This window comes from Rhizobium sp. BK289, from assembly GCF_014193575.1.
GTDB classification, from domain to species: domain Bacteria; phylum Pseudomonadota; class Alphaproteobacteria; order Rhizobiales; family Rhizobiaceae; genus Rhizobium; species Rhizobium tropici_C.
In genome coordinates this window covers 81751-104170 of record NZ_JACHZO010000009.1, presented here as the reverse complement: position 1 = coordinate 104170, position 22420 = coordinate 81751, and the positions used below count along the sequence as shown (strand labels likewise).

Below are 22420 nucleotides of genomic sequence, written 5' to 3'. Positions count from 1 at the left end.
GGTGGGAAGGAAATGAGGGGAACGTGTCGTCATCCGATGCGCCGGCAACCGGCGCGCTATTGTCGGTTCGCAAACTGACGAAAATGTTCGGCAGTTTTACTGCTTGCAACGAAATCGATCTTGAAATCCAGCCGGGAGAAATTCACGCTCTCCTCGGGGAGAACGGCGCAGGCAAATCCACGCTCGTCAAGATGCTGTTCGGCGTGCTCGAACCGTCTCATGGCGAGATTATCTGGCAGGGACAGCCCGTTTCGATCGATGCGCCGAGTACTGCGCGCAAGCTCGGGATCGGCATGGTATTCCAGCATTTTTCCCTGTTCGAGGCGTTGACCGTCGCGGAAAATATAGCGCTCTCGCTCGACAGCAATATCCCGCTCGCAAAAATTTCCGAGGAAGCTGCAAAGCTTTCGCATGCCTATGGACTGCCGCTCGATCCGAATGCGCATGTCGCCGATCTTTCGGTCGGCGAACGCCAGCGCATCGAGATCGTTCGCGCGCTTCTGCAGAATCCGAAGCTGATCATTCTCGATGAGCCAACCTCTGTTTTGACACCGCAGGAAGCCGATCGCCTCTTCGAGACCCTGTTTAAGTTGAGAGACGAGGGACGCTCGGTGCTTTACATCAGCCATCGGCTGGAGGAAGTGCAGCGCATCTGTTCGCGCGCCACTGTCCTGCGCCACGGTAAAGTTACGGGCGCCTGCGACCCGCGGCAGGAAACGACGAGCTCGCTCGCCCGTATGATGGTCGGCAGTGATGTCGCGAGCGTGCATCACGAAGGTCTGGACAAGAAAGGGGATATCCTCTTGGAAGTCGCCGGCCTTTCGGCGCCCGCGCGAACTCCTTTTGCCATGTCGCTGAAGGATGTTGCCCTGCGTGTACGTGCGGGCGAGGTGTTGGCGATTGCCGGAGTCGCCGGAAACGGCCAGGGCGAGCTGTTCGACGTCATTTCAGGTGAATACACCGTTGCATCGGATGATCTCGTCCAGTTGCGCGGCAAGGCGGTGGGAGGCAAGGGCATCAATGCGCGCCGGCTGCTGGGTGCCGGTTTTGTGCCGGAAGAACGCCATGGCCACGCGGCCGTATCGGCATTGAAACTCTCCGACAATCTCGTGCTCGCCAGGCATCAGTCGGACCGCAAGTCGTTTCTGGGTGGTGGCTTCTTCAACGTCATCAGGCATGGCGCGGTCAAGCAGGCGACGAAGCGGATCTGCGAGGCGATGGATGTGCGCAAAAGCGGCGAGGATCCCGCCGCCGGCGCGCTTTCCGGCGGCAATCTGCAGAAATTTATCGTCGGTCGCGAGCTGGATCGTCAGCCGAGCGTGCTCGTTGTCAATCAGCCGACCTGGGGCGTGGATGCCGGCGCTGCCAGCCGCATCCGCCAGGCACTGGTCGATCTCGCCCGCGACGGTTCGGCGGTGCTCGTCATCAGCCAGGACCTGGATGAGATTTTCGAAATCGCGACCGATATCGCCGTGATCTCGGAAGGGCGGCTGTCGCCATCCTATCCGACAGGTGAGCTGACCCGCGAAAAGATCGGCCTGCTGATGGGCGGGCTGCATGAATCGAAGACGCATTCGGAGCCTGCCCATGCGCATTGAACTCGAAAAGCGCCCGCAGGTCTCGAAGCTGTTCGGCTTCCTGTCGCCGTTGCTTGCCCTCGTCCTGGCGCTGATCGCCGGCACCATCATGTTCGCCGTCATGGGCAAGGATCCCGTCGAGGCGCTCGATGCCTTCTTCGTCGAGCCTCTGCTGGAAGTATGGTCGCTGCACGAACTCGCGATCAAGGCTGGGCCATTGATCCTGATCGCAGTCGGCCTGTGCCTCTGCTACCGTTCCAACAATTGGAATATCGGTGCCGAGGGCCAGTTCACCATGGGTGCAGTCGCTGGATCGTTCATCCCGATCGTCTTCACCGATTGGCACTCGCCGTCGATCCTGCCTCTGATGCTGCTCGCCGGCGCTATCGGCGGTGCGCTCTATGCTGCCATTCCGGCGCTGCTGAAGGCGCATTTCAATACCAATGAGATCCTGACGAGCCTGATGCTGGTCTATATCGCGCAGCTCTTCCTGGATTGGCTGTCGCGCGGGCCATGGCGCGATCCTCAAGGCCATAATTTTCCGCAGAGCATCGATTTCCCCCCGGAAGCCGTGCTGCCGGCGATATGGGAAGATTCCGGGCGGGCGCATTGGGGCATCGTCTTTGCCGTGGTCGCGGCGGTCCTTGCCTGGTTCCTGATGAAATATACGCTGAAGGGCTTTGAGATAACGGTACTCGGCCAGTCGGCGCGGGCAGGGCGCTTTGCCGGTTTCTCCTCGCGCAAGATGGTCTGGTTTGCCTTCCTCTTTTCCGGTGCGCTCTCGGGATTGGCCGGCATATCCGAGGTTTCCGGCTCCATCGGCCATCTTCAGCCGGCGATCTCGCCTGGTTACGGCTTCACCGCTATCATCGTCGCCTTCCTCGCACGCCTCAATCCGCTCGGAGCCATCCTCTCCGGCCTTGTATTGGCGCTGACCTATCTCGGTGGCGAGGCGGCGCAATTGTCGCCCGGCATTTCTGCCAAGGCGGCCAGCGTCTTCCAGGGGCTGTTGCTGTTTTTCGTGCTCTCCTGCGACACGCTGATCTATTACAGGATCCGCCTGGTCTGGTCGCGGGTTCGGGGAGGTGCGGCATGAGTGTCTTCGAAGCCATCCTGCTCACCATCATCACCGCATCGACGCCGCTCGTCATCGCCGGCCTCGGTGAGCTGGTGGTAGAACGGTCGGGCGTGCTCAATCTCGGTGTCGAAGGCATGATGATCATCGGTGCCGTTGCCGCTTTCGTCGGCGCCCAGATGAGCGGATCTCCCTATGTCGGCCTGCTGACCGGCATCGTTGCGGGCGCGCTGTTTTCGCTGCTGTTCGGCTTCCTGACCCTGACGCTGGTGACGAACCAGGTCGCAACGGGGCTGGCGCTGACTATCCTCGGCCTCGGCCTTTCCGGCATGATCGGCGAAGGCTATGTCAGCGTGCCGGGTGTGCAGCTGCAGGAGATCGTTTTTCCGTTCCTGTCGGATATTCCGCTGATCGGCTCGGTGCTGTTCAAGCAGGACGTGACCTTCTATCTCTCGATAGCGCTACTCATCGGTGTCAATTGGTTCCTCTTCCGCAGCCGTGCCGGCCTGAAGCTGCGCGCCGTCGGCGATAGCCATGGCTCGGCCCATGCTCTCGGCATCGATGTCATCCGCACGCGCTATCTCGCCGTCATGTTCGGCGGCGCCTGTGCCGGGCTTGCCGGCGCCCAGCTCTCGCTTGTCTATACCCCGCAATGGGTCGAGAACATGTCGGCCGGCCGCGGCTGGGTGACGCTGGCGCTGGTGGTCTTCGCATCCTGGCGGCCGATGCGCGTCATGGCCGGCGGCTATCTTTTCGGTGCCGTAACGATCCTGCAGTTCCATGCGCAAGGCTTCGGCGTCGGCATTCCCTCGCAATTCCTATCGATGCTGCCCTATGCATCGACTATTGTGGTTCTCGTCATCATCTCTCAAAATCGCCGCGCGACCTTGATCAACACGCCAGCGTCGCTCGGCAAGGCCTTCGTTCCGGAACGCTGAAGACAAGAATCGGACGGATTTCATAGTGTCAAACCAACAGGGGTAACCATGAAGAAACTAGCACTCGCCCTCACAACGACAGCCGCTGCCATCATCGGCTTTGCGGCCGCTGCTGAAGCAGCGCCGACCAAGGTCTGCTTCGTCTATGTCGGCTCGCATACGGATGGCGGTTATTCGCAGGCGCATGATCTCGGCCGCCAGCAGGTCCAGAAGGAGTTCGGCAACAAGATCGAGACGCCCTATCTCGAAAACGTGCCGGAAGGCCCGGATGCCGAACGCGCCATCGAGCGTCTTGCCCGTTCCGGCTGCTCGCTGATCTTCTCCACCTCATTCGGCTTCATGGACGCGACCGTCAAGGTTGCCGCCAAGTTCCCGAAGGTGAAGTTCGAACATGCGACCGGGTTCAAGAGCGGCCCGAATCTCGCGACATACAACTCGCGCTTCTATGAAGGCCGTTACATCCTGGGCCAGATCGCCGCCAAGACGTCGAAGAATCATGGTGCCGCTTACATCGCGTCCTTCCCGATTCCGGAAGTCGTGATGGGCATAAATTCCTTCGAACAGGGCGCGCGCTCGATCGATCCCAGCTTCAAGCTCAAGGTCGTCTGGGTCAACACCTGGTTCGATCCGGGCAAGGAAGCAGACGCCGCCAAGGCCATGGTCGACCAGGGTGTCGATATCCTGACGCAGCACACCGATACGACGGCGCCGATGCAGGTGGCTGAAGAGCGTGGCATCCATGCTTTCGGCCAGGCTTCCGACATGATCAAGGCTGGCCCGAAGGCACAGCTGACGGCAATCGTCGACACCTGGGGTAACTATTACTCCAAGCGCGTTCACGCGCTGCTCGACGGCACCTGGAAGTCCGAACAGAGCTGGGACGGCCTCAAGGACGGCATCTTGAAGATGGCTGACTACACCAACATGCCCGACGACGTGAAGAAGATGGCTCAGGAAACCGAAGCCAAGATCAAGTCCGGCGAGCTCGCGCCCTTCACCGGCCCGATCAACAAGCAGGACGGAACCCCTTGGCTGAAGGCAGGCGAAAAGGCCGATGACGGCACGCTGCTTGGCATGAACTTCTACATCGAAGGGGTCGACGACAAACTGCCGGCTTCGAAATAAGCGGGCCAAATAGTTTAAGTTGAGAAGGGGCGTTTTAAATGCCCCTTTTTGTTGCGCTGCAACATCGAATGCCGATTTACAAAAGTATTACTATATGATTTTTAAACCTTGGCCTGAGGAAATGGCCTTTGGGAGGAAATCATGAAGTTGAAGACTGCACTGATCAGTGCGACGATGCTCGCTGCCTGCATGTTCACGTCGGCATCGGCTAAAGACCTGGTCGTCGGATTCTCGCAAATCGGTTCGGAGTCTGGTTGGCGTGCGGCCGAAACGACGCTGACGAAGCAGGAAGCCAAGAAGCGCGGCATCGACCTGAAATTCGCTGACGCGCAGCAGAAGCAGGAAAACCAGATCAAAGCGATCCGCTCGTTCATCGCGCAGGGCGTCGATGCGATCCTGCTTGCGCCTGTGGTCGAGACCGGCTGGGATGCTGTCCTGAAGGAAGCCAAGGAGGCCAAGATCCCCGTCATCCTGCTTGACCGCACGGTCAACGCGCCGAAGGACCTTTATCTGACCGCTGTCACGTCCGACTTGGTTCATGAGGGCAAGGTTGCCGGCGACTGGCTCGTCAAGACGGTCGGCGACAAGAAGTGCAATGTCGTCGAGCTGCAGGGCACGACCGGTTCCTCGCCGGCCATCGCCCGCAAGAAGGGCTTCGAGGAAGCCATCAAGGGTCACGACAACCTGAAGATCGTTCGCAGCCAGACCGGCGATTTTACCCGCGCCAAGGGCAAGGAAGTGATGGAAAGCTTTCTGAAGGCTGAAAACGGCGGCAAGGATATCTGCGCGCTCTATGCTCATAACGACGATATGGCCGTCGGTGCAATCCAGGCGATCAAGGAATCCGGCCTGAAGCCGGGCAAGGATATCCTGGTCGTGTCAATCGATTCGGTTCCGGATATCTTCAAAGCGATGACTGCCGGCGAGGCGAACGCCACTGTCGAACTGACGCCGAACATGGCTGGTCCCGCCTTCGATGCGCTCGACGCCTATCTGAAAAGCAAGAAGGAGCCGCCGAAGTGGATCCAGACCGAGTCCAAGCTCTACACCCAGGCCGATGATCCGCAGAAGGTCTACGAGCAGAAGAAGGACCTCGGCTACTAAGACAAAAGCTGATCGCACCGGCTGGCAGAGCCGCCGGTGCGCATTCTTGTTCAAGATGCCGGCGCATCGACGCAATGCGCCGGCTATCGCTTTCGCCCATTGGCTCAATGCAAGGATATCAGCGCTTCATGGCTCAAGACATCGAGCGACTTCTGACAGCGACAGGCTTTTGTAAATATTTTCCCGGTTCGACCGCTCTCGATCACGTTGATTTCACATTGATGCGCAGCGAGGTTCACGCGCTGCTTGGCGAGAACGGTGCCGGAAAATCCACGCTGATCAAGTGCATGACAGGCGCCTATCGCCGCGACGGCGGCACTCTGGTTCTCGACGGCGCCGAGATCGATCCTCACGACACGCTGGCGGCGCAAAAGCTGGGCATCGGAACAGTCTATCAGGAAGTGAACCTGCTTCCCAATCTAAGCGTGGCGGAGAACCTGTTCCTCGGTCGCCAGCCGCAGCGGTTCGGCATGGTCAGCAGCCGCATCATGAACGGCATGGCGAGAGACCTGTTGTCGCAATATGGCATGGATATCGATGTCAGCCGCCAGCTGGACCGTTTCTCCGTTGCCATACAGCAGGTGATCGCGATTGCCCGCGCCGTCGATCTCTCCGGCAAAGTGCTGATTCTCGACGAGCCGACCGCGAGTCTCGACACGCATGAAGTCGAGATGCTGTTCGGCATCGTCAGGCGCCTGAAGGAGCGCGGCCTGGGAATCGTCTTCATCACGCATTTTCTGGAGCAGGTCTACGAGATCTGCGATCGCATCACCGTTCTTCGCAATGGTCGTCTGGTCGGCACGCGCGATGCGGATGGTCTGCCGCGGCAGACCTTGATCGCCATGATGCTCGGCCGCGAACTTGCCGAGACGGAAAGTGCGGCCAAGCAGACAGAGACGGAAAGCGGCCCGGTCAGATATCATTTCACGAATTTCGGCAAGCGCGGCAAGATCAAGCCCTTCGACATGGAGGTTCATGTCGGAGAGGTGGTCGGCATCGCCGGCCTGCTTGGCTCCGGACGCACCGAAACCGCCGAAGTGCTTTTCGGCGTCGAGCGTGCCGATAGCGGCGAAGCGAAGATCGATGGCAATACCGTTACGCTTTCCAGCCCACGCGCGGCGATCAAGCGCGGCTTCGGCTTCTGCCCGGAAGATCGCAAGACGGATGGCATTATCGGCGATCTTTCCATCCGGGAGAATATCATCATGGCACTGCAGGCCAGGCGCGGCTGGGCCAGGCCTCTCGCACGCAGCGAGCAGAATGCCATCGCCGACCGCTACATCAAGGCGCTCGATATCCGCACGACCGATCGGGAAAAGCCCATCCGTCTTCTTTCGGGTGGCAACCAGCAAAAGGCGATCCTGGCGCGATGGCTGGCGACCAATCCGAATTTCCTGATCCTGGACGAACCGACCCGTGGTATCGATGTCGGCGCGCATGCGGAAATCATCCGGCTGATCGAAGATCTTTGCCGGCAGGGCATGTCCCTGGTAGTCATTTCGTCGGAACTCGAGGAGCTTGTCGCCTATAGTTCACGCGTCATCGTCCTGCGCGACCGCGAACATATTGCCGAGTTGACCGGCAGCGAGATATCAGCCGGAAATATCGTCGAGGCCATTGCCACGGCTCAGAATGCAAAGGAAGACGCATGAGCTCGCAAATCAAGGCATCCTTGCTTCGGTTGCTGCCGCAGTTCATTGCGCTTGCGGTAATTCTTCTGTTGAATTTCATTATGTTCCCGCATTTCTTTCATCTAGAAATTCAAAATGGAAGACTCTACGGGAGCCTGATTGACGTGCTCAATCGCGGCGCACCGGTGGCGCTGCTGTCCATCGGCATGACGCTGGTTATCGCCACCAAAGGGATCGATCTTTCGGTCGGCGCGGTGATTGCCATATGTGGTGCCGTGGCGGCATCGTCGATCGTTTCCGGCTATTCGCTGAGCTACACTCTGTTGCTGACCGTCGGTATCGGTCTGGCGTGCGGCTTATGGAATGGCTTTCTGGTCGCCGCGCTCGATATCCAGCCGATCATCGCGACGCTGGTGCTGATGGTGGCCGGTCGCGGCATCGCGCAATTGATTACCGAGGGTACGATCCTCACCTTCAACAATGACGGGCTGATCTTTCTCGGCAGCGGTTCCTTCGCGGCACTCCCGATGCCTGTGGTGATCTGGCTTGTCGCTGCGCTCGTCGTGATCCTTCTCGTCCGGCGCACGGCGCTTGGGATGCTGGTTGAAGCGATTGGTATCAACCGCCGGGCGAGCACACTGTCAGGTATCCAAACCCCGGTCCTGCTCATGGCGGTTTATGCATTGAGCGGGCTTTGTGCCTCTATCGCCGGCATCATCGTTTCGGCCGATATCAAGGGAGCCGATGCCAATAACGCCGGCCTGTGGCTGGAGCTGGACGCGATTCTCGCCGTCGTCGTCGGTGGCAATTCGTTGCTTGGCGGCCGTTTCAGCATCGTCGGTTCATTGATCGGCGCGATGATCATTCAATCGGTCAATACAGGCATCCTGCTCTCCGGCTTTCCGCCGGAGTTCAATCTGGTGATCAAGGCGGTCATCGTCATCGTCATTCTGGTCATCCAGTCCCCGGCGATGCAATCCACCATGTCATTTTTCTGGCGCCGAGGCGAAGGGCGGATGGTGCAAAAGGAGCAGGCAAAGTGAATTCCAAATATCTTCCGCTGCTTGCGACGATCGTCATCTTCATCCTCGCCTATGCCGGCTGCGTGACGCAATATCCGAACATGCTGTCGACGCGAGTGATCGGTAATCTATTGACCGACAATGCTTTTCTGGGGATTGCGGCCGTCGGCATGACATTCGTGATCATTTCCGGCGGGATCGATCTGTCCATCGGCTCGGTCATTGCCTTTACCGGCGTTTTCCTGGCGGTTATCTTTCGCGATACGACGATCCATCCCCTGGTCGCGTTCGCCCTGGTCCTCGTGATCACGACGATTTTCGGCGCCGGCATGGGTGCCATCATCCATTATCTCAGCATGCCGCCCTTCATCGTGACGCTGGCCGGCATGTTCCTGGCGCGCGGCATAGCCTTCGTGCTGTCCATCGACAGTATCCCGATCGAGCATGATTTCTATTCGCAGCTGAACGATCTCTATTGGCTCATGCCTGGCGGCGGCCGGCTGACATTGATCGGTGGCCTCATGCTGCTCGTCTTCGCCGGCGGCGTTATCCTGGCTCACCGCACTCGTTTCGGTGCCAATGTCTATGCCTTGGGCGGCGGTGTGCCGACGGCGCAACTCATGGGCGTTCCCGTCGGCCGTACGACGATCCGGATCTACGCTTTGTCGGGTTTTCTCGCCGGTCTATCCGGAATCGTTTTTTCGATCTATACATCCGCTGGATATTCGCTTGCCACCGTTGGCGTTGAGCTCGACGCCATCGCTGCTGTGGTCATAGGTGGAACACTGCTAACGGGAGGAGCGGGGTTCGTCGGGGGAACACTCATCGGAATTCTCATACAGGGCCTGATTCAGACCTACATCACCTTCGATGGAACGCTTTCCAGCTGGTGGACGAAGATATTGATCGGCTTATTGCTGTTTGCATTTATTCTGATGCAGAAGGGCCTTCTGCTGCTTTCCCGTTTCAATCGACGATACGCCTGAGGGAAGGACAGAATGCTTGCGCAGCCGATTGCTTGATACCAGAAAACCCGAGAGAAAGACGCGAACGAGCCATGCTCAGGTCGTCGACGATCTTGGTAAGGCGATCGTGTCAGGCGCTTTTCCGATCGGTAGCATTCTTCCTGGCGACAGCGAGCTTCTGCAGCGATTCAAGGTATCCCGCACCGTTCTGCGCGAAAGCATGAAGACGCTTGCGGCAAAGGGGCTGATCGTGCCGCGGGCACGTGTCGGCACTCGGGTCACCGAGAGAATTCATTGGAACATGTTCGATAATGAAGTGCTTAACTGGCACTTCGAGAGCGGGGTCAACAAGGAGTTCCTTCTCCACCTCTATGACATACGCATGGCTTTCGAGCCTTTCGCCGCCAGCCTGGTAGCGGAGCGGGCCAGCCGCGAGGACATCGATCTCCTGCGCCGGCTCGCAGCCTCCATGGCCGCCTCGCATCATACGTCGGACAGCCTTGCCGTTGCCGACCTGCATTTCCATCTGGCAATCACCGAAGCGTCGCAGAACCCGTTCATGCGCTCGCTCGGCGGACTCATCGAGGCGGCATTGGTCGGCATGTTCCGCATGAGCGCGCCTCCTTCCAGCAATGGCTTTGCCAATATTGCCGACACGCATATGGCGATTGTCGATGCCATCGCGGCGCGGGACGGCCCGGCCGCGCACAAGGCTATGGAGTTTGTGATCATCGATGGGCGTCAGCACGTCCTCGAAGGTTTCGCCGCTCTTGCCCAGGCCTGAGCTCTGCCTTTAATTTCGCCGTAGTTCGCCGCTCGACTAGTTGCTATGAGGGTGACTGTGCTCGTCAGCGGGCAACGCCTGATCGTATATCTCGGAGCCCGAAATGGAACGTACCTGCCTCGCCATCATTCTCGCCGCCGGCGACAGTACCCGTATGAAATCGTCGATATCGAAGGTTCTGCATCCGATTGCCGGTCGCCCGATGATCGCGCATGTGATGGAGGCGATCGCCAAGACGGATATTTCGGCGGCAGCGCTGGTTGTCGGGCGCAATGCCGATGAGGTGACTGCGGCAGCGTCGATCGGCGGCATCACCGTCGAATCCTATCTGCAGAAGGAGCGCCTCGGCACCGGTCACGCCGTGCTGGCGGCGCGCGAAGCGATCGCCAGGGGATACGACGATATCCTCGTTGCCTATGGCGATGTGCCGTTGCTGACCGACACGCCGCTTCGCGCTGCGCGCCAGGGGCTGGCCGAAGGCAATGACGTCGTCGTCATCGGCTTTCACACCGACAATCCGAATGTCTATGGCCGGTTGCTGGTCAAGGATGGCGAATTGATCGCGATCCGCGAGGCAAAGGATGCAACGGACGCCGAACTGGCGGTGACCTGGTGCAATAGCGGTCTGATGGCGATCAACGGCCGCAAGGCGCTCGATCTGCTCGACCGCATCGGCAATGATAATGCCAAGGGCGAATACTACCTCACCGATCTCGTCGAGATCGCCCGTTCGCTGGGCGGGCGCGCCGTGGCCGTCGATGCACCCGAAGTCGAGATGACTGGCTGCAACAACCGCGCCGAACTCGCCTTCATCGAGCGTCTCTGGCAGGAGCGGCGCCGGCACGAGCTGATGCTGTCCGGTGTCACCATGATTGCGCCGGAGACCGTGTTTTTGGCCTATGATACCGTTATCGGCCAGGATGCATTGATCGAGCCGAATGTCGTGTTCGGCCCGGGCGCGGTCATTGAAGGCGGCGCGATCGTCCACGCCTTCTCGCATATAGAGGGCGCACATGTCAGCGCAGGTGCCACCGTCGGGCCATTTGCAAGGCTGCGCCCTGGTGCGGACCTCGCTCGTGGCGCAAAGGTCGGCAATTTCTGCGAGGTCAAGAACGGCAAGATCGGCGAGGGCGCCAAGGTCAATCATCTGACCTATATCGGCGACGCGACGGTGGGTGCCGCCAGCAACATCGGTGCCGGCACGATCACCTGCAATTATGATGGCGTGAACAAGCACGAAACCCATATCGGCGCCAATGCCTTCGTCGGGTCCAATTCATCGCTCGTGGCACCCATCCGCATCGGTGATGGCGCCTACATTGCGTCCGGCAGCGTTATCACCGACGATGTTCCCGCCGATGCGCTGGCCTTCGGGCGTGCGCGCCAGGAGGTGAAGCCGGAACGCGCCAAGCTCATTCGCGAGCGGGCCCTTGCTATCAAGGCAGCCAAGAAGGCCGGCCACTAAACTCTTGGGCGATCCGCGTAACGGTCAGAAATCGAAAGTGACCGTTGCGGCAATTGAGAAAATTGCAGGAATGATTAGGACTTGCCCTCATATCTGAGGCCAGACGGAGAGTTGTATGTGCGGCATTGTTGGGATCGTCGGAACGAAGCCTGTAGCGGACCGCTTGGTGGACGCGCTGCGGCGCCTCGAATACCGCGGCTATGATTCGGCCGGCGTCGCGACGATCCATGACGGCGTGATGGATCGCCGCCGCGCGGAAGGAAAGCTCTTCAATCTGGAGAAGCGGCTGGAGACTGATCCTCTGCCCGGCACGACGGGGATTGCCCATACGCGCTGGGCCACGCACGGCGTTCCGAACGAAACCAATGCCCACCCGCATTTCGTGGAAGGCGTCGCCGTCGTCCATAACGGCATCATCGAAAACTTCTCCGAATTGCGCGAGGAGTTGAAGGCCGAAGGCAAGGTATTTGCTTCGCAGACAGACACGGAAGTGGTTGCGCACCTGCTCGCAAACCATATCCGCGAAGGTCTGGATCCCCGCGCCGCAATGCTGAAGATGCTGAACCGCGTGACTGGTGCCTACGCACTGGCCGTGATGTTCGAGAACGATCCTGACACGTTGATCGCGGCGCGTTCCGGCCCGCCCCTTGCCGTGGGTTACGGCAAGGGCGAAATGTTCCTCGGTTCGGATGCGATTGCCCTCGCGCCCTTCACCAACGAGGTCAGCTATCTCGTCGACGGCGACTGCGCGATCGTCACCCATGCCGGCGCGACCATTCTCGATTTCAACGGCAATGAAGTGACGAGGCCGCGGCAGATTTCGCAGGCAACCGCCTATGTGGTCGACAAGGGCAACCATCGCCACTTCATGGAGAAGGAAATCTACGAGCAGCCGGAGGTCATTTCGCACGCGCTCAGCCAATATGTCGATTTCGCTAGCCACCGGGTACGCCCAAGCGCATCGGCGATCGATTTCGGCAATGTCTCGGGCCTGGCAATTTCCGCCTGCGGTACGGCTTATCTTGCCGGCTTGATCGGCAAATACTGGTTCGAGCGATATGCGCGCCTGCCGGTCGAAATCGACGTGGCCTCAGAATTCCGCTACCGCGAAATGCCTTTGTTGCCCTCGCAGGCGGCACTCTTCATCTCGCAATCCGGTGAAACGGCCGATACGCTTGCCTCGCTGCGCTATTGCCGGGATCACGGCCTCAAAATCGGTGCGGTCGTCAACGTCAAGGAATCGACCATCGCGCGCGAGTCCGATGCTGTATTTCCGATCATGGCCGGCCCCGAGATCGGCGTTGCCTCGACGAAAGCCTTCACCTGCCAGCTTGCCGTTCTTGCTTCGCTGGCGATCGGAGCGGGTATCGCTCGAGGTACCGTCAACGCTGCGCAGGAACAGGAAATGGTGCGCCATCTCGTCGAGATGCCGCGCATCATGGCCAATGTCCTGAATATCATCCAGCCGCAGATGGAAGGCCTGGCGCGCGAGATTTCGAAGTTCAAGGATGTGCTCTATCTCGGTCGCGGCACGAGCTTCCCGCTCGCCATGGAAGGCGCGCTGAAGCTGAAGGAAATCTCCTACATCCACGCCGAGGGATATGCGGCCGGCGAGCTGAAGCACGGTCCTATTGCCCTGATCGACGAGAATATGCCCGTCATCGTCATCGCGCCGCACGACCGCTTTTTCGACAAGACCGTTTCCAATATGCAGGAAGTGGCGGCACGTGGCGGTCGAATCATTTTCATCACCGATGAAGCGGGGGCAGCCGCCTCGACATTGCCGACGATGGCGACGATTGCGCTGCCGGTCGTCGATGAGATCATCGCTCCGATCATCTTCTCACTACCGATTCAGCTGCTTGCCTATCATACCGCGGTCTTCATGGGGACGGATGTCGATCAGCCGCGCAACCTCGCCAAATCGGTCACCGTGGAATAGGATTCTTTCCGTCGCACATTTGCCGTCACGTCGTCGTGAGCCTATCGTTTGTTCGGCTCGCAGACGCAGCTGGCGGGTTGTATGCCGCGCTGATTTCTGGCACGATTCGCTCACGGAGATGGTGGGGTGAATTTGCCGGATAGCGGTAGCGACGGAACGGAGTTTTCGAGCGGCGAATGACTGAAAAACTCATCAAAATGTCCGTAACCACGCGGGTCAGAAACAATTTCCTGGCCGGCCTGATTATATGCGCTCCGATCGCCATCACACTGTGGCTGACCTGGTCTGTCGTCCATTGGGCCGATAGCTGGGTTCGCCCCTATATTCCCGCGCGTTACGATCCCGAAAGCTATCTGAACTTCGCCGTTCCCGGTACCGGCCTGGTGATCGCGATGATCTTCATCACGATCGTCGGTTTTCTGGCCAAGAACCTGATCGGCCAGAGTATCGTCCGCTTCGGCGAGTCGATCGTCAATCGCGTGCCTTTGGTGCGGACCATCTACAAGAGCGTCAAGCAGATCTTCGAGACCGTGCTGAAGGAGCAGGGTACGTCGTTCAAGAAGGTGGGGCTGATCGAATATCCGAGCCCCGGTCTCTGGTCCATGGTGTTCATATCGACGGATGCCAAGGGTGAGATTGCTTCGAAATTCAATGCCATGGGTCAGGACATGGTGGCGGTCTTCCTGCCGCCGACACCCGTGCCAACGGCCGGCTTTCTGGTTTTCGTTCCACGCGAAAAGATCACGGTGCTCGACATGAGCCCGGAGGATGGCGCCAAGCTGCTGATATCTGGCGGCCTGGTTTCGCCCGAATACAAGGAAGAGCTGGTTGCGGCGAAGGGGCTGCCCAGGCCCGTTCCGATAAAATCCCTGACTTAGAGACGCTCCCGCTCCTGTCGTAGGTTGCCTGGCCTCGCGTATCGCGCGAGCTGTCATGTCCCTATCATATTGACGCCTTAGACCGTCGTACGGGACAGGCAATCGGATGCATCTCATCATCGAACGTGCGGAGTTTCGACCCGGGCTGTTGTTTCTCGACACGGCTCGAGAGAGGGCCGGAGATGGATCTCATTGTCTCCATAGATATTTTCATCGGAGGATATTGTCTTGAAATCTATGCGTTCCAAGAGCTTGCCGCTGTTGTCGGCTGTGCTTGCCACATTTGTTTTTTCTGCGCCGGTCGCGGCGCTTGCGGATAGTTCCATCGCGGTCCAGGGCGTGACGCTTGTCAACAAGGGACGTGTTGCGGTCGGCCGCATCCCCTCCAACCTGCGTGACAAGTTCGGCGAGACCTTCGGCTCCGGTTCAGGCATGTCGATCGATACCAAGAGCTGGGTTCGCAATGCCGACGGCACCTATAAGGGTTCGCTCTGGCTGCTGCCGGACCGCGGCTACAATGCTGTCGGCACGACCGACTATCGTCCGCGCCTGAACACGATCGACGTCACTTTGAGCCCGGTCGCGCCTGGCGCGACGCCGCCGGCCGGCAAGGAACAGGCAGGCGTCGACGCCAAGCTTTCCGACACCCTGCTTCTGAAGGATGACAAGGGCGCCGACACCACCGGCCTCGATCCGGCCAATGGCACCCGCAAGGCGGAGGGCGCGATGCCGCTGCTGCCCCAGGCGCCGAACGGCAAGATCTCGCTCGACACGGAAGCGATCGCACGGCTGCCCGACGGCACGATGTTCATCAGCGACGAATATGGTCCCTATATCTACCGCTTTGCCGCCGATGGCCGCATGATGTCCGCCACCCCTCCGCCAGCCGCCTTGCTGCCGATGCGCAACGGCGCTGTCAACTTCGCTTCCAACAACCCGGGTCCCGGTGAAACCGCTCCGGATCCGAAGGACCCGACGAGCGGCCGCCAGAACAACCAGGGTCTGGAAGGCATGTCGCTGACGCCGGACGGCAAGTTCCTGATCGCCGTGCTGCAGTCTGCAACGCGCCAGGATGGCGGCGATTCCAGCTCCACGCGCCAGAACACCCGCGCGCTGGTCTATGATGCTGCCGATCCGGCAAATCTGAAGCTGGTTCATGAATATGTCGTGCCGCTGCCGGTCTTCACGAATGACAAGGGCAAAACGGCTGTTGCCGCCCAGAGCGAAATCTATGCGCTCTCGCCGACAAGCTTCCTGATGCTGGCGCGCGACAGCAACAACGGTTACGGCGTAAAGGGCGACAAGTCGCTCTACCGCAGCATCGTCGCCGTCGACGTGTCGGCTGCGACCGACATCGCCGGCAGCAAGTTCGATGCCGATACGGCGGTCGCGCCCAAGGGTGTTCTTGACGCCTCGGTAAAGCCGGCCACGGTTAGCCAGTTCATCGATATCAACGACAGCGCCGATCTCGCTCGCTTCGGCCTTCATAATGGCGCGCCGAACGACCGCAACAACCTCTCGGAAAAATGGGAGGCCATGTCGCTCGTCAGCGTTCAGGATCCGAAGCTGCCGGACGATTACTTCCTGTTCGTCGCCAATGACAACGACTTCCTGACCCAGGATGGCTATCAGGTGGGCGCGGCCTACAAGGGTGACGGCGGGGGCGATGTAGACACCATGTTCCAGGTATTCCAGGTGACCATTCCCGGCCTCGCCGCAAAGTGATCTGACGAAATGCCGATGGGCGCGGCTAACGCGTCCATCCGCTTACCCCGCTCGCAGGAACCGGATCGCTTCGTCGCGACGGAAGAGATAGAGCAGGGTGCGTACCGCACTGCCACGCTCGCTGGTCAGCTCCGGATCGCGCTCGATGAGATAGGCTGCATCCTTGCGGGCGATTTCCAGAAGATCGGCATGGGCTTCCAGGCTGGCGATGCGGAAGCCTGGTGTGCCGGACTGACGCGTGCCGAGAAGCTCGCCTTCGCCCCGCAGCTTCAAATCCTCCTCGGCAATGCGGAAGCCGTCTTCCGTCTCGCGCATGATCGACAGCCGCGCATGTCCGGTTTCGCCGAGCGGCCCTTTGTAGAGCAGAATGCAGGTCGAGGCTTCGTCGCCACGTCCGACGCGGCCGCGTAGCTGATGCAGCTGCGCCAGGCCGAAGCGCTCGGCATGTTCGATGACCATGATGGTTGCGTCCGGCATGTCGACGCCCACTTCGACGACGGTCGTGGCGACCAGCAGGCGGATCTCGCCATTCTTAAAGGCCATCATCACGGCGTCTTTTTCCGGTCCGCTCATCCGGCCATGGATCAGGCCGATGCCCGGTCCGAGCGCCTTGGTCAACGTCTCATGGCGCTCCTCGACCGACATTAAATCGGATTCTTCGGATTCCTCCACAAGTGGGCATATCCAATAGGCTTTTTTACCTTCGGACAGTGCGCTTTTCAGGCGACCGACTATGTCGCCGGTTCGCTCGTTCGGAATGGTGATCGTCTGGATCGGCTTGCGTCCCGCCGGCTTCTCGGTGAGCTTCGAAACGTCCATATCGCCGAAGGCAGCGAGCACAAGCGTTCGCGGTATGGGCGTCGCGGTCATGACGAGCATATGGGGAGAGATACCCTTCGCGGTCAGGCGCAGGCGTTGGTGAACGCCGAAGCGGTGCTGTTCGTCGACGACGGCCAGTATGAGGTTGGCATAGGCGACGCTGTCCTGGAACAGAGCATGCGTGCCGATGATGATCTGCGCCTCGCCGGAGGCGATGCGCTCCAGGATCGCATCTCGCTCGCGTCCCTTCGTACGGCCTGTAAGAACTTCGACGGAAAGGTTTGCATTCGCTGCGAATTTTGAAATGGTGGCGAAGTGTTGGCGGGCGAGGATTTCGGTCGGTGCCATGAGCACAGCCTGGCCACCGCTTTCGATCACGGCGGCGATAGCCATCAGGGCCACCAGCGTCTTGCCCGCGCCGACGTCGCCCTGCAGCAGCCGAAGCATGCGCTCGGTGCCCGCCATATCCTTCAGAATATCGGCCACTGCGTCGCGCTGGCTGTTCGTCATCGAGAAGGGCAGGAATTCCAGTATCTTGCGGCTGATTTCTCCAGTTGCATGCACCGGCTGCCCCGCAACCTTGCGTAGCCTTTGGCGCACGAGAGAGAGCGACAATTGCCCTGCCAGGAATTCATCATAGGCAAGCCGGCGGCGCGCGGGAGATTGCGGATCGATATCCGCCGCATCCCTCGGCGCATGCAGCATGTGGAAGGCGTCGGAGATCGAGGGGAAACCCTGCTTCTGAGTAAGGGCTATGTCATCCCACTCGGGCAGCTGCGGGATGCGCGGCAGCGCCGCCTCGATGGTCTTGCGCAGGAACTTCGGCGTGAGGCCGGCGGTTAGCGGATAGACCGGTTCGACGAGCGGCAGGTTTTCCGCCTCGCTCTCGCGCATGATATAGTCGGGATGCACCATGGACGGTCGGCCGTTGAACCAATCGACCTTACCACTGACGGTGACGGTTTCATCGATCGGCAGCTGCTTTTCGAGCCATTGCGCCTTGCCGCGAAAGAAGACCAGCGCCAATTCTCCGGTCTCGTCGTGCATATAGACGCGATAGGGAACGTTGCTACGCGGATTGGGCGGCGGCTGATGTCGGTCGACACGGCCGGTGATGGTGACAATTGCGCCCTGCGGCGCTCGGGCTATACCGGGCTGCTCGCGTCGATCGATGATCGAATGCGGCGCGTGAAAAATCAGGTCGATGACCCGGCAATCGTCGATCGTCTCGCGGTCGAGCAGCTTGACCAGCAGCTCGGATACCTTCGGCCCGACGCCGGGCAGCGAAGAGATGGAGGCAAACAGCGGATCGAGGATAGCGGGACGCATGGTCGGCAAAATGCGACGGGCAGGGCGCATTTGGCAAGGGGCGGTAGGGAACTCGGCGCCATTGTATCAAACACTCCCCGGAAAATTGCATTGCAGGTGCTTTTTTCTGAAAAACCGGTTCCCACCTTTGAGCACTGGTTTTATAGAGACGCATCAACATAAAGGTGTTTTTGATGACTGGGCTGACCCTCAGCAGTGCCGATCTCGATCCTCGCCGTCGGCGCATCCTTTTCCGTTGCTGGCATCGCGGCATCCGCGAGATGGATCTGGTCTTCGGCCAGTTTGCCGATAATGAGCTGCCGGGCCTCGCTGAAGCTGAACTGGATGAGCTCGAGCGCATCATGGCCGAAGAGGACAATGATCTCCTCAAGTGGATTCTCGGCAGCCAGCCGACGCCGCAGCATCTGCAGACGCCGCTTTTTCAGCGTCTGGCCTCGTACAAGCCCGATTTCGAAGAGATCGCCGAAAGGTTCGGATTAACGAAATGATCCCCGGTTTCGACGCGAAGAAGCTGCTCGCCGCCAGCGAGCCGATGACGGTCGGTCATGTGCCGGCCGGCCTAGAGCCGTTTCTGATTGCCGAAATGGCAAAGACCGGTCAGCCGATCGCCTATGTCATGTCCGACGGCCAGCATATGGCCGATGTCGAACAGATGCTCGGCTTCATCGCGCCCGAAATCCCGGTTCTCACCCTGCCTGCCTGGGATTGTCTTCCCTACGACCGCGTTTCCCCGAGTTCCGATACCTCGGCGCGGCGCCTGGCGGCTTTGTCCAGCCTGATCGCGCATCATCGCAAGCCGCATGCGGCGATCGTGCTGGTGACCGTCAATGCCATGCTGCAGAAGGTGGCGCCACAGGACATTATTGAGAGCCTGGCGTTCTCGGCCCGTCCCGGCAATCAGGTCCGGATGGACGACATCGCGGCCCGCCTGGAGCGCAACGGTTTCGATCGCGTGGCGACCGTGCGCGAGGTCGGCGAATATGCCGTGCGCGGCGGCATTCTCGATGTCTTCGTTCCCGGCACGGAAGAGCCGGTACGCCTGGATTTCTTCGGCGATACGCTGGAAAGCATCCGCAGCTTCGATCCGGCAAGCCAGCGCACGACAGGGCAGGTGCGTTCGCTCGATCTCAATCCGATGAGCGAAGTGACGCTGACGCCGGATACGATCAGCCGCTTCCGCAAGAATTATCTTTCCGCCTTCGGCGCCGCCACGCGCGACGATGCGCTCTATCTCGCCGTGTCGGAAGGCCGTCGCTATGCCGGCATGGAACATTGGCTGCCGCTCTTCTACGAGAAGCTCGAGACGGTTTTCGACTATCTCAAGGGCTTCCGTTTGGTGACGGATCACACCGTGCGCGAGGCAGCCGAGGAGCGTTCCAAGCTGGTCTTCGACTATTACGATGCCCGCCTGCATTCCGGCCAGCAAGCCAAGGGGCAAATGGCGCAGGGCACGCCCTATAAACCGGTTACGCCCGGCCAGCTCTATCTCGACGGCAAGGCTTTCGGCAGCGCTTTGGATGCCTTTGGCGCCATCCGCATCTCACCCTTCAACGAGCATGAGGGCGAGGCGCGCCGCGTCATCGAGCTTGATGCCCGCCAGGGGCCGCGCTGGGCGCGGCCAGCGACTGACACAGCCGATAGCGAGCGCGTCAACGTCTTCGATGCGGTCGTCAAGCATATTGCCGACAAGCGGGCGGCGGGCGGCAAGGTGCTGATTTCGGCCTGGACCGAAGGTTCGCTCGATCGCCTCCTGCAGGTGCTTTCCGAACACGGGTTGGCGCGCGTCAAGACGATTGAGGCCTTCAAGGATCTCAGCGGCCTGGCGAAGGGCGAGGCGGCTGCCGCCGTACTCAGCCTCGAAGCCGGCTTCGAGGCTGGGGATCTCGTCGTCATCGGCGAGCAGGATATTCTCGGCGACCGCATGGTGCGCCGCTCCAAGCGCCGTAAGCGCGCCGCCGATTTCATCTCGGAAGTGGCGGGGCTCGACGAAGGCTCGATTGTCGTTCACGCCGAGCATGGCATCGGCCGTTTCGTTGGCCTCAGGACCATCGAGGCTGCCGGTGCACCGCATGCCTGCCTTGAGCTGCAATATGCCGACGACGCCAAACTCTTCCTGCCGGTCGAGAACATCGATCTGCTCTCGCGCTTTGGCGGCGAGGGCACCGAGGCGCAGCTCGACAAGCTCGGCGGCGGCGCCTGGCAGATGCGCAAGGCGAAGCTCAAGAAGCGCCTTCTGGATATCGCTGGTGACTTGATCCGTGTTGCGGCCGAGCGCCTGACTCGCCATGCGCCGGTGCTGACCTCGCCCGAAGGGCTCTACGACGAGTTTGCTGCACGCTTCCCCTATGACGAGACCGACGACCAGATGAACGCCATCGAGGCGGTGCGTGAGGATCTCGGCGCCGGCCGGCCGATGGACCGCCTTGTCTGTGGTGACGTCGGTTTCGGCAAGACAGAGGTGGCGCTTCGTGCTGCCTTCGTCGCCGCCATGAATGGCGTGCAGGTCGCTGTCGTGGTGCCGACGACCTTGCTTGCCCGGCAGCATTTCAAGACCTTTTCCGAGCGTTTCCGCGGCCTGCCGATCCGGGTACAGCAGGCATCCCGCCTGGTTGGCGCCAAGGATCTGGCGCTGACGAAGAAGGAAGTGGCCGAAGGCAAGACGGATATCGTCGTCGGCACGCATGCGCTGCTCGGCGCCGGTATCAAATTCGCCAATCTCGGCCTGCTCGTCATCGACGAGGAGCAGCATTTCGGCGTCAAGCACAAGGAGCGGCTGAAGGAGCTGAAGAGCGACGTGCATGTGCTGACGCTATCGGCGACGCCGATCCCGCGCACCTTGCAGCTTGCGATGACCGGTGTACGCGAACTGTCGCTCATCACCACGCCGCCGGTCGACCGCATGGCGGTGCGCACCTTCATTTCGCCCTTCGATTCCCTCGTGATCCGCGAAACGCTGATGCGCGAGCATTATCGCGGCGGCCAGAGCTTCTATGTCTGTCCGCGTCTTGCCGATCTCGCTGATATCCATGCGTTCCTGCAATCGGATGTGCCGGAGTTGAAGGTGGCGGTCGCCCATGGCCAGATGCCGGCCGGTGAGCTGGAAGACATCATGAACGCCTTCTACGAAGGCCGTTATGACGTGCTGCTCTCCACCACCATCGTCGAATCCGGCCTCGATGTGCCGACGGCCAATACGCTGATCGTCCACCGCGCCGACATGTTCGGCTTGGCCCAGCTCTATCAGCTCCGCGGCCGCGTCGGTCGCTCCAAGGTCCGCGCCTTTGCGCTCTTCACGCTGCCCGTCAACAAGGTACTGACCACAACGGCGGAGCGCCGGCTCAAGGTGCTGCAGTCGCTGGATACGCTCGGCGCCGGCTTCCAGCTGGCAAGCCACGATCTCGATATCCGAGGTGCCGGCAACCTGCTCGGCGAGGAACAGTCCGGCCACATCAAGGAAGTCGGATTCGAACTTTACCAGCAGATGCTCGAGGAGGCCGTCGCCGAGGTCAAGGGCGTCGACGAGATCCAGGATACCGGCTGGTCGCCGCAGATCTCCGTCGGCACGCCGGTCATGATCCCCGATGATTATGTGCCCGACCTGCATCTGCGCATGGCGCTCTATCGTCGTCTCGGCGAGATCACCGAGCTGAAAGAAATCGACAGTTTCGGAGCCGAGATGATCGATCGCTTCGGCCCCTTGCCGATCGAGGTGCAGCATCTTCTGAAGATCGTCTACATCAAGTCGCTCTGCCGCATCGCCAATGTCGAGAAGCTCGACGCCGGCCCGAAGGGTGTCGTCGTGCAGTTCCGCAACAAGGAATTCCCGAACCCGCCCAACCTCGTCGGCTATATCGCCAAGCAGGGCACCATGGCAAAGATCCGTCCCGACCACAGTGTCTTCCTGACCCGCGACCTGCCGACGCCGGAAAAGCGACTGCAGGGGGCGGCCGTGGTCATGACGCAACTGGCGGAATTGGCGAAGTAGGAGGCGTCTCTCTCAGCCAGCAGTTTTGCGGCTGATGAAGGGCCGGCCCGCCGCAA

General features: G+C 60.3%; 16 protein-coding genes. 15 read left to right on the top strand and 1 reads right to left on the bottom strand.

What is annotated here, in order from left to right:
- The first annotated feature begins 23 nt into the window (after positions 1-23).
- From FHT84_RS18780 to FHT84_RS18720, 13 genes are all read left to right on the top strand, one after another.
- The gene (locus FHT84_RS18780; RefSeq protein WP_183763452.1) at positions 24-1598 is read left to right on the top strand and encodes an ABC transporter ATP-binding protein; all 1575 of its coding nucleotides are present in this window, start codon (positions 24-26) and stop codon (positions 1596-1598) included.
- Positions 1588-2673 carry an ABC transporter permease gene (locus FHT84_RS18775; RefSeq protein WP_183763449.1) on the top strand — a complete coding sequence of 362 codons (1086 nt, stop codon included), beginning with the start codon at positions 1588-1590 and terminating at the stop codon, positions 2671-2673. Before FHT84_RS18780 ends, FHT84_RS18775 begins: the two co-directional genes overlap by 11 nt.
- The gene (locus FHT84_RS18770; protein ID WP_112340794.1) at positions 2670-3590 is read left to right on the top strand and encodes an ABC transporter permease; all 921 of its coding nucleotides are present in this window, start codon (positions 2670-2672) and stop codon (positions 3588-3590) included. Before FHT84_RS18775 ends, FHT84_RS18770 begins: the two co-directional genes overlap by 4 nt.
- Before the next feature lie 48 nt (positions 3591-3638).
- A complete protein-coding gene (locus FHT84_RS18765) occupies positions 3639-4715 on the top strand; it encodes a BMP family ABC transporter substrate-binding protein (RefSeq protein ID WP_112340793.1) in 1077 nt (358 codons plus the stop codon).
- A gap of 141 nt (positions 4716-4856) precedes the next feature.
- Entirely contained in the window at positions 4857-5819 is a 963-nt protein-coding gene (gene ytfQ, locus FHT84_RS18760; protein WP_112340792.1) for a galactofuranose ABC transporter, galactofuranose-binding protein YtfQ, read from the top strand.
- Positions 5820-5947: 128 nt separating this feature from the next.
- A complete protein-coding gene (ytfR, locus tag FHT84_RS18755; protein WP_183763446.1) occupies positions 5948-7471 on the top strand; it encodes a galactofuranose ABC transporter, ATP-binding protein YtfR in 1524 nt (507 codons plus the stop codon).
- Complete coding sequence (locus FHT84_RS18750; RefSeq protein WP_112340790.1) at positions 7468-8493, top strand: ABC transporter permease; 1026 nt, start codon at positions 7468-7470, stop codon at positions 8491-8493. Before ytfR ends, FHT84_RS18750 begins: the two co-directional genes overlap by 4 nt.
- Positions 8490-9458 carry a galactofuranose ABC transporter, permease protein YjfF gene (gene yjfF, locus FHT84_RS18745; RefSeq protein ID WP_112340789.1) on the top strand — a complete coding sequence of 323 codons (969 nt, stop codon included), beginning with the start codon at positions 8490-8492 and terminating at the stop codon, positions 9456-9458. The genes FHT84_RS18750 and yjfF overlap by 4 nt, the downstream gene beginning before the upstream one ends.
- Positions 9459-9474: 16 nt before the next feature.
- Positions 9475-10221, top strand: coding sequence for a FadR/GntR family transcriptional regulator (locus FHT84_RS18740; protein ID WP_112340788.1), 747 nt, complete (start codon positions 9475-9477; stop codon positions 10219-10221).
- 103 nt (positions 10222-10324) lie between these two features.
- Positions 10325-11686: a bifunctional UDP-N-acetylglucosamine diphosphorylase/glucosamine-1-phosphate N-acetyltransferase GlmU gene (glmU, locus tag FHT84_RS18735; RefSeq protein WP_112340787.1), complete on the top strand. Its 1362-nt coding sequence runs from the start codon at positions 10325-10327 to the stop codon at positions 11684-11686.
- 115 nt (positions 11687-11801) lie between these two features.
- The gene (gene glmS / locus FHT84_RS18730; protein ID WP_183763443.1) at positions 11802-13628 is read left to right on the top strand and encodes a glutamine--fructose-6-phosphate transaminase (isomerizing); all 1827 of its coding nucleotides are present in this window, start codon (positions 11802-11804) and stop codon (positions 13626-13628) included.
- A 176-nt stretch (positions 13629-13804) separates the two neighbouring features.
- Positions 13805-14506, top strand: coding sequence for a DUF502 domain-containing protein (locus tag FHT84_RS18725; protein ID WP_183763440.1), 702 nt, complete (start codon positions 13805-13807; stop codon positions 14504-14506).
- Positions 14507-14734: 228 nt separating this feature from the next.
- Complete coding sequence (locus FHT84_RS18720; RefSeq protein WP_183763437.1) at positions 14735-16231, top strand: esterase-like activity of phytase family protein; 1497 nt, start codon at positions 14735-14737, stop codon at positions 16229-16231.
- A gap of 42 nt (positions 16232-16273) precedes the next feature.
- Here FHT84_RS18720 and recG read toward each other — a convergent pair whose 3' ends face one another.
- Positions 16274-18379 (bottom strand): ATP-dependent DNA helicase RecG, encoded by a 2106-nt coding sequence (recG, locus tag FHT84_RS18715; RefSeq protein WP_183763433.1) that lies wholly within the window; start codon positions 18377-18379, stop codon positions 16274-16276.
- Between the two features lie 173 nt (positions 18380-18552).
- On the opposite strand from recG, the gene FHT84_RS18710 reads away from it, so the two are divergent.
- Positions 18553-18867: a succinate dehydrogenase assembly factor 2 gene (locus FHT84_RS18710; RefSeq protein ID WP_112340784.1), complete on the top strand. Its 315-nt coding sequence runs from the start codon at positions 18553-18555 to the stop codon at positions 18865-18867.
- The gene (gene mfd / locus FHT84_RS18705; RefSeq protein ID WP_113249938.1) at positions 18864-22364 is read left to right on the top strand and encodes a transcription-repair coupling factor; all 3501 of its coding nucleotides are present in this window, start codon (positions 18864-18866) and stop codon (positions 22362-22364) included. Before FHT84_RS18710 ends, mfd begins: the two co-directional genes overlap by 4 nt.
- The last annotated feature ends 56 nt before the right edge of the window (positions 22365-22420 follow it).

Excerpts from the sequence above, each read along its gene's own strand:
- ytfR (WP_183763446.1), top strand. The coding sequence starts at position 5,948 with ATGGCTCAAGACATCGAGCGACTTCTGACAGCGACAGGCTTTTGTAAA.
- FHT84_RS18750 (WP_112340790.1), top strand. The coding sequence starts at position 7,468 with ATGAGCTCGCAAATCAAGGCATCCTTGCTTCGGTTGCTGCCGCAGTTC.
- glmS (WP_183763443.1), top strand. The coding sequence starts at position 11,802 with ATGTGCGGCATTGTTGGGATCGTCGGAACGAAGCCTGTAGCGGACCGC.
- ytfQ (WP_112340792.1), top strand. The coding sequence starts at position 4,857 with ATGAAGTTGAAGACTGCACTGATCAGTGCGACGATGCTCGCTGCCTGC.
- FHT84_RS18775 (WP_183763449.1), top strand. The coding sequence starts at position 1,588 with ATGCGCATTGAACTCGAAAAGCGCCCGCAGGTCTCGAAGCTGTTCGGC.
- mfd (WP_113249938.1), top strand. The coding sequence starts at position 18,864 with ATGATCCCCGGTTTCGACGCGAAGAAGCTGCTCGCCGCCAGCGAGCCG.
- FHT84_RS18710 (WP_112340784.1), top strand. The coding sequence starts at position 18,553 with ATGACTGGGCTGACCCTCAGCAGTGCCGATCTCGATCCTCGCCGTCGG.
- FHT84_RS18770 (WP_112340794.1), top strand. The coding sequence starts at position 2,670 with ATGAGTGTCTTCGAAGCCATCCTGCTCACCATCATCACCGCATCGACG.
- FHT84_RS18725 (WP_183763440.1), top strand. The coding sequence starts at position 13,805 with ATGACTGAAAAACTCATCAAAATGTCCGTAACCACGCGGGTCAGAAAC.
- recG (WP_183763433.1), bottom strand. The coding sequence starts at position 18,379 with ATGCGTCCCGCTATCCTCGATCCGCTGTTTGCCTCCATCTCTTCGCTG.
- glmU (WP_112340787.1), top strand. The coding sequence starts at position 10,325 with ATGGAACGTACCTGCCTCGCCATCATTCTCGCCGCCGGCGACAGTACC.
- FHT84_RS18765 (WP_112340793.1), top strand. The coding sequence starts at position 3,639 with ATGAAGAAACTAGCACTCGCCCTCACAACGACAGCCGCTGCCATCATC.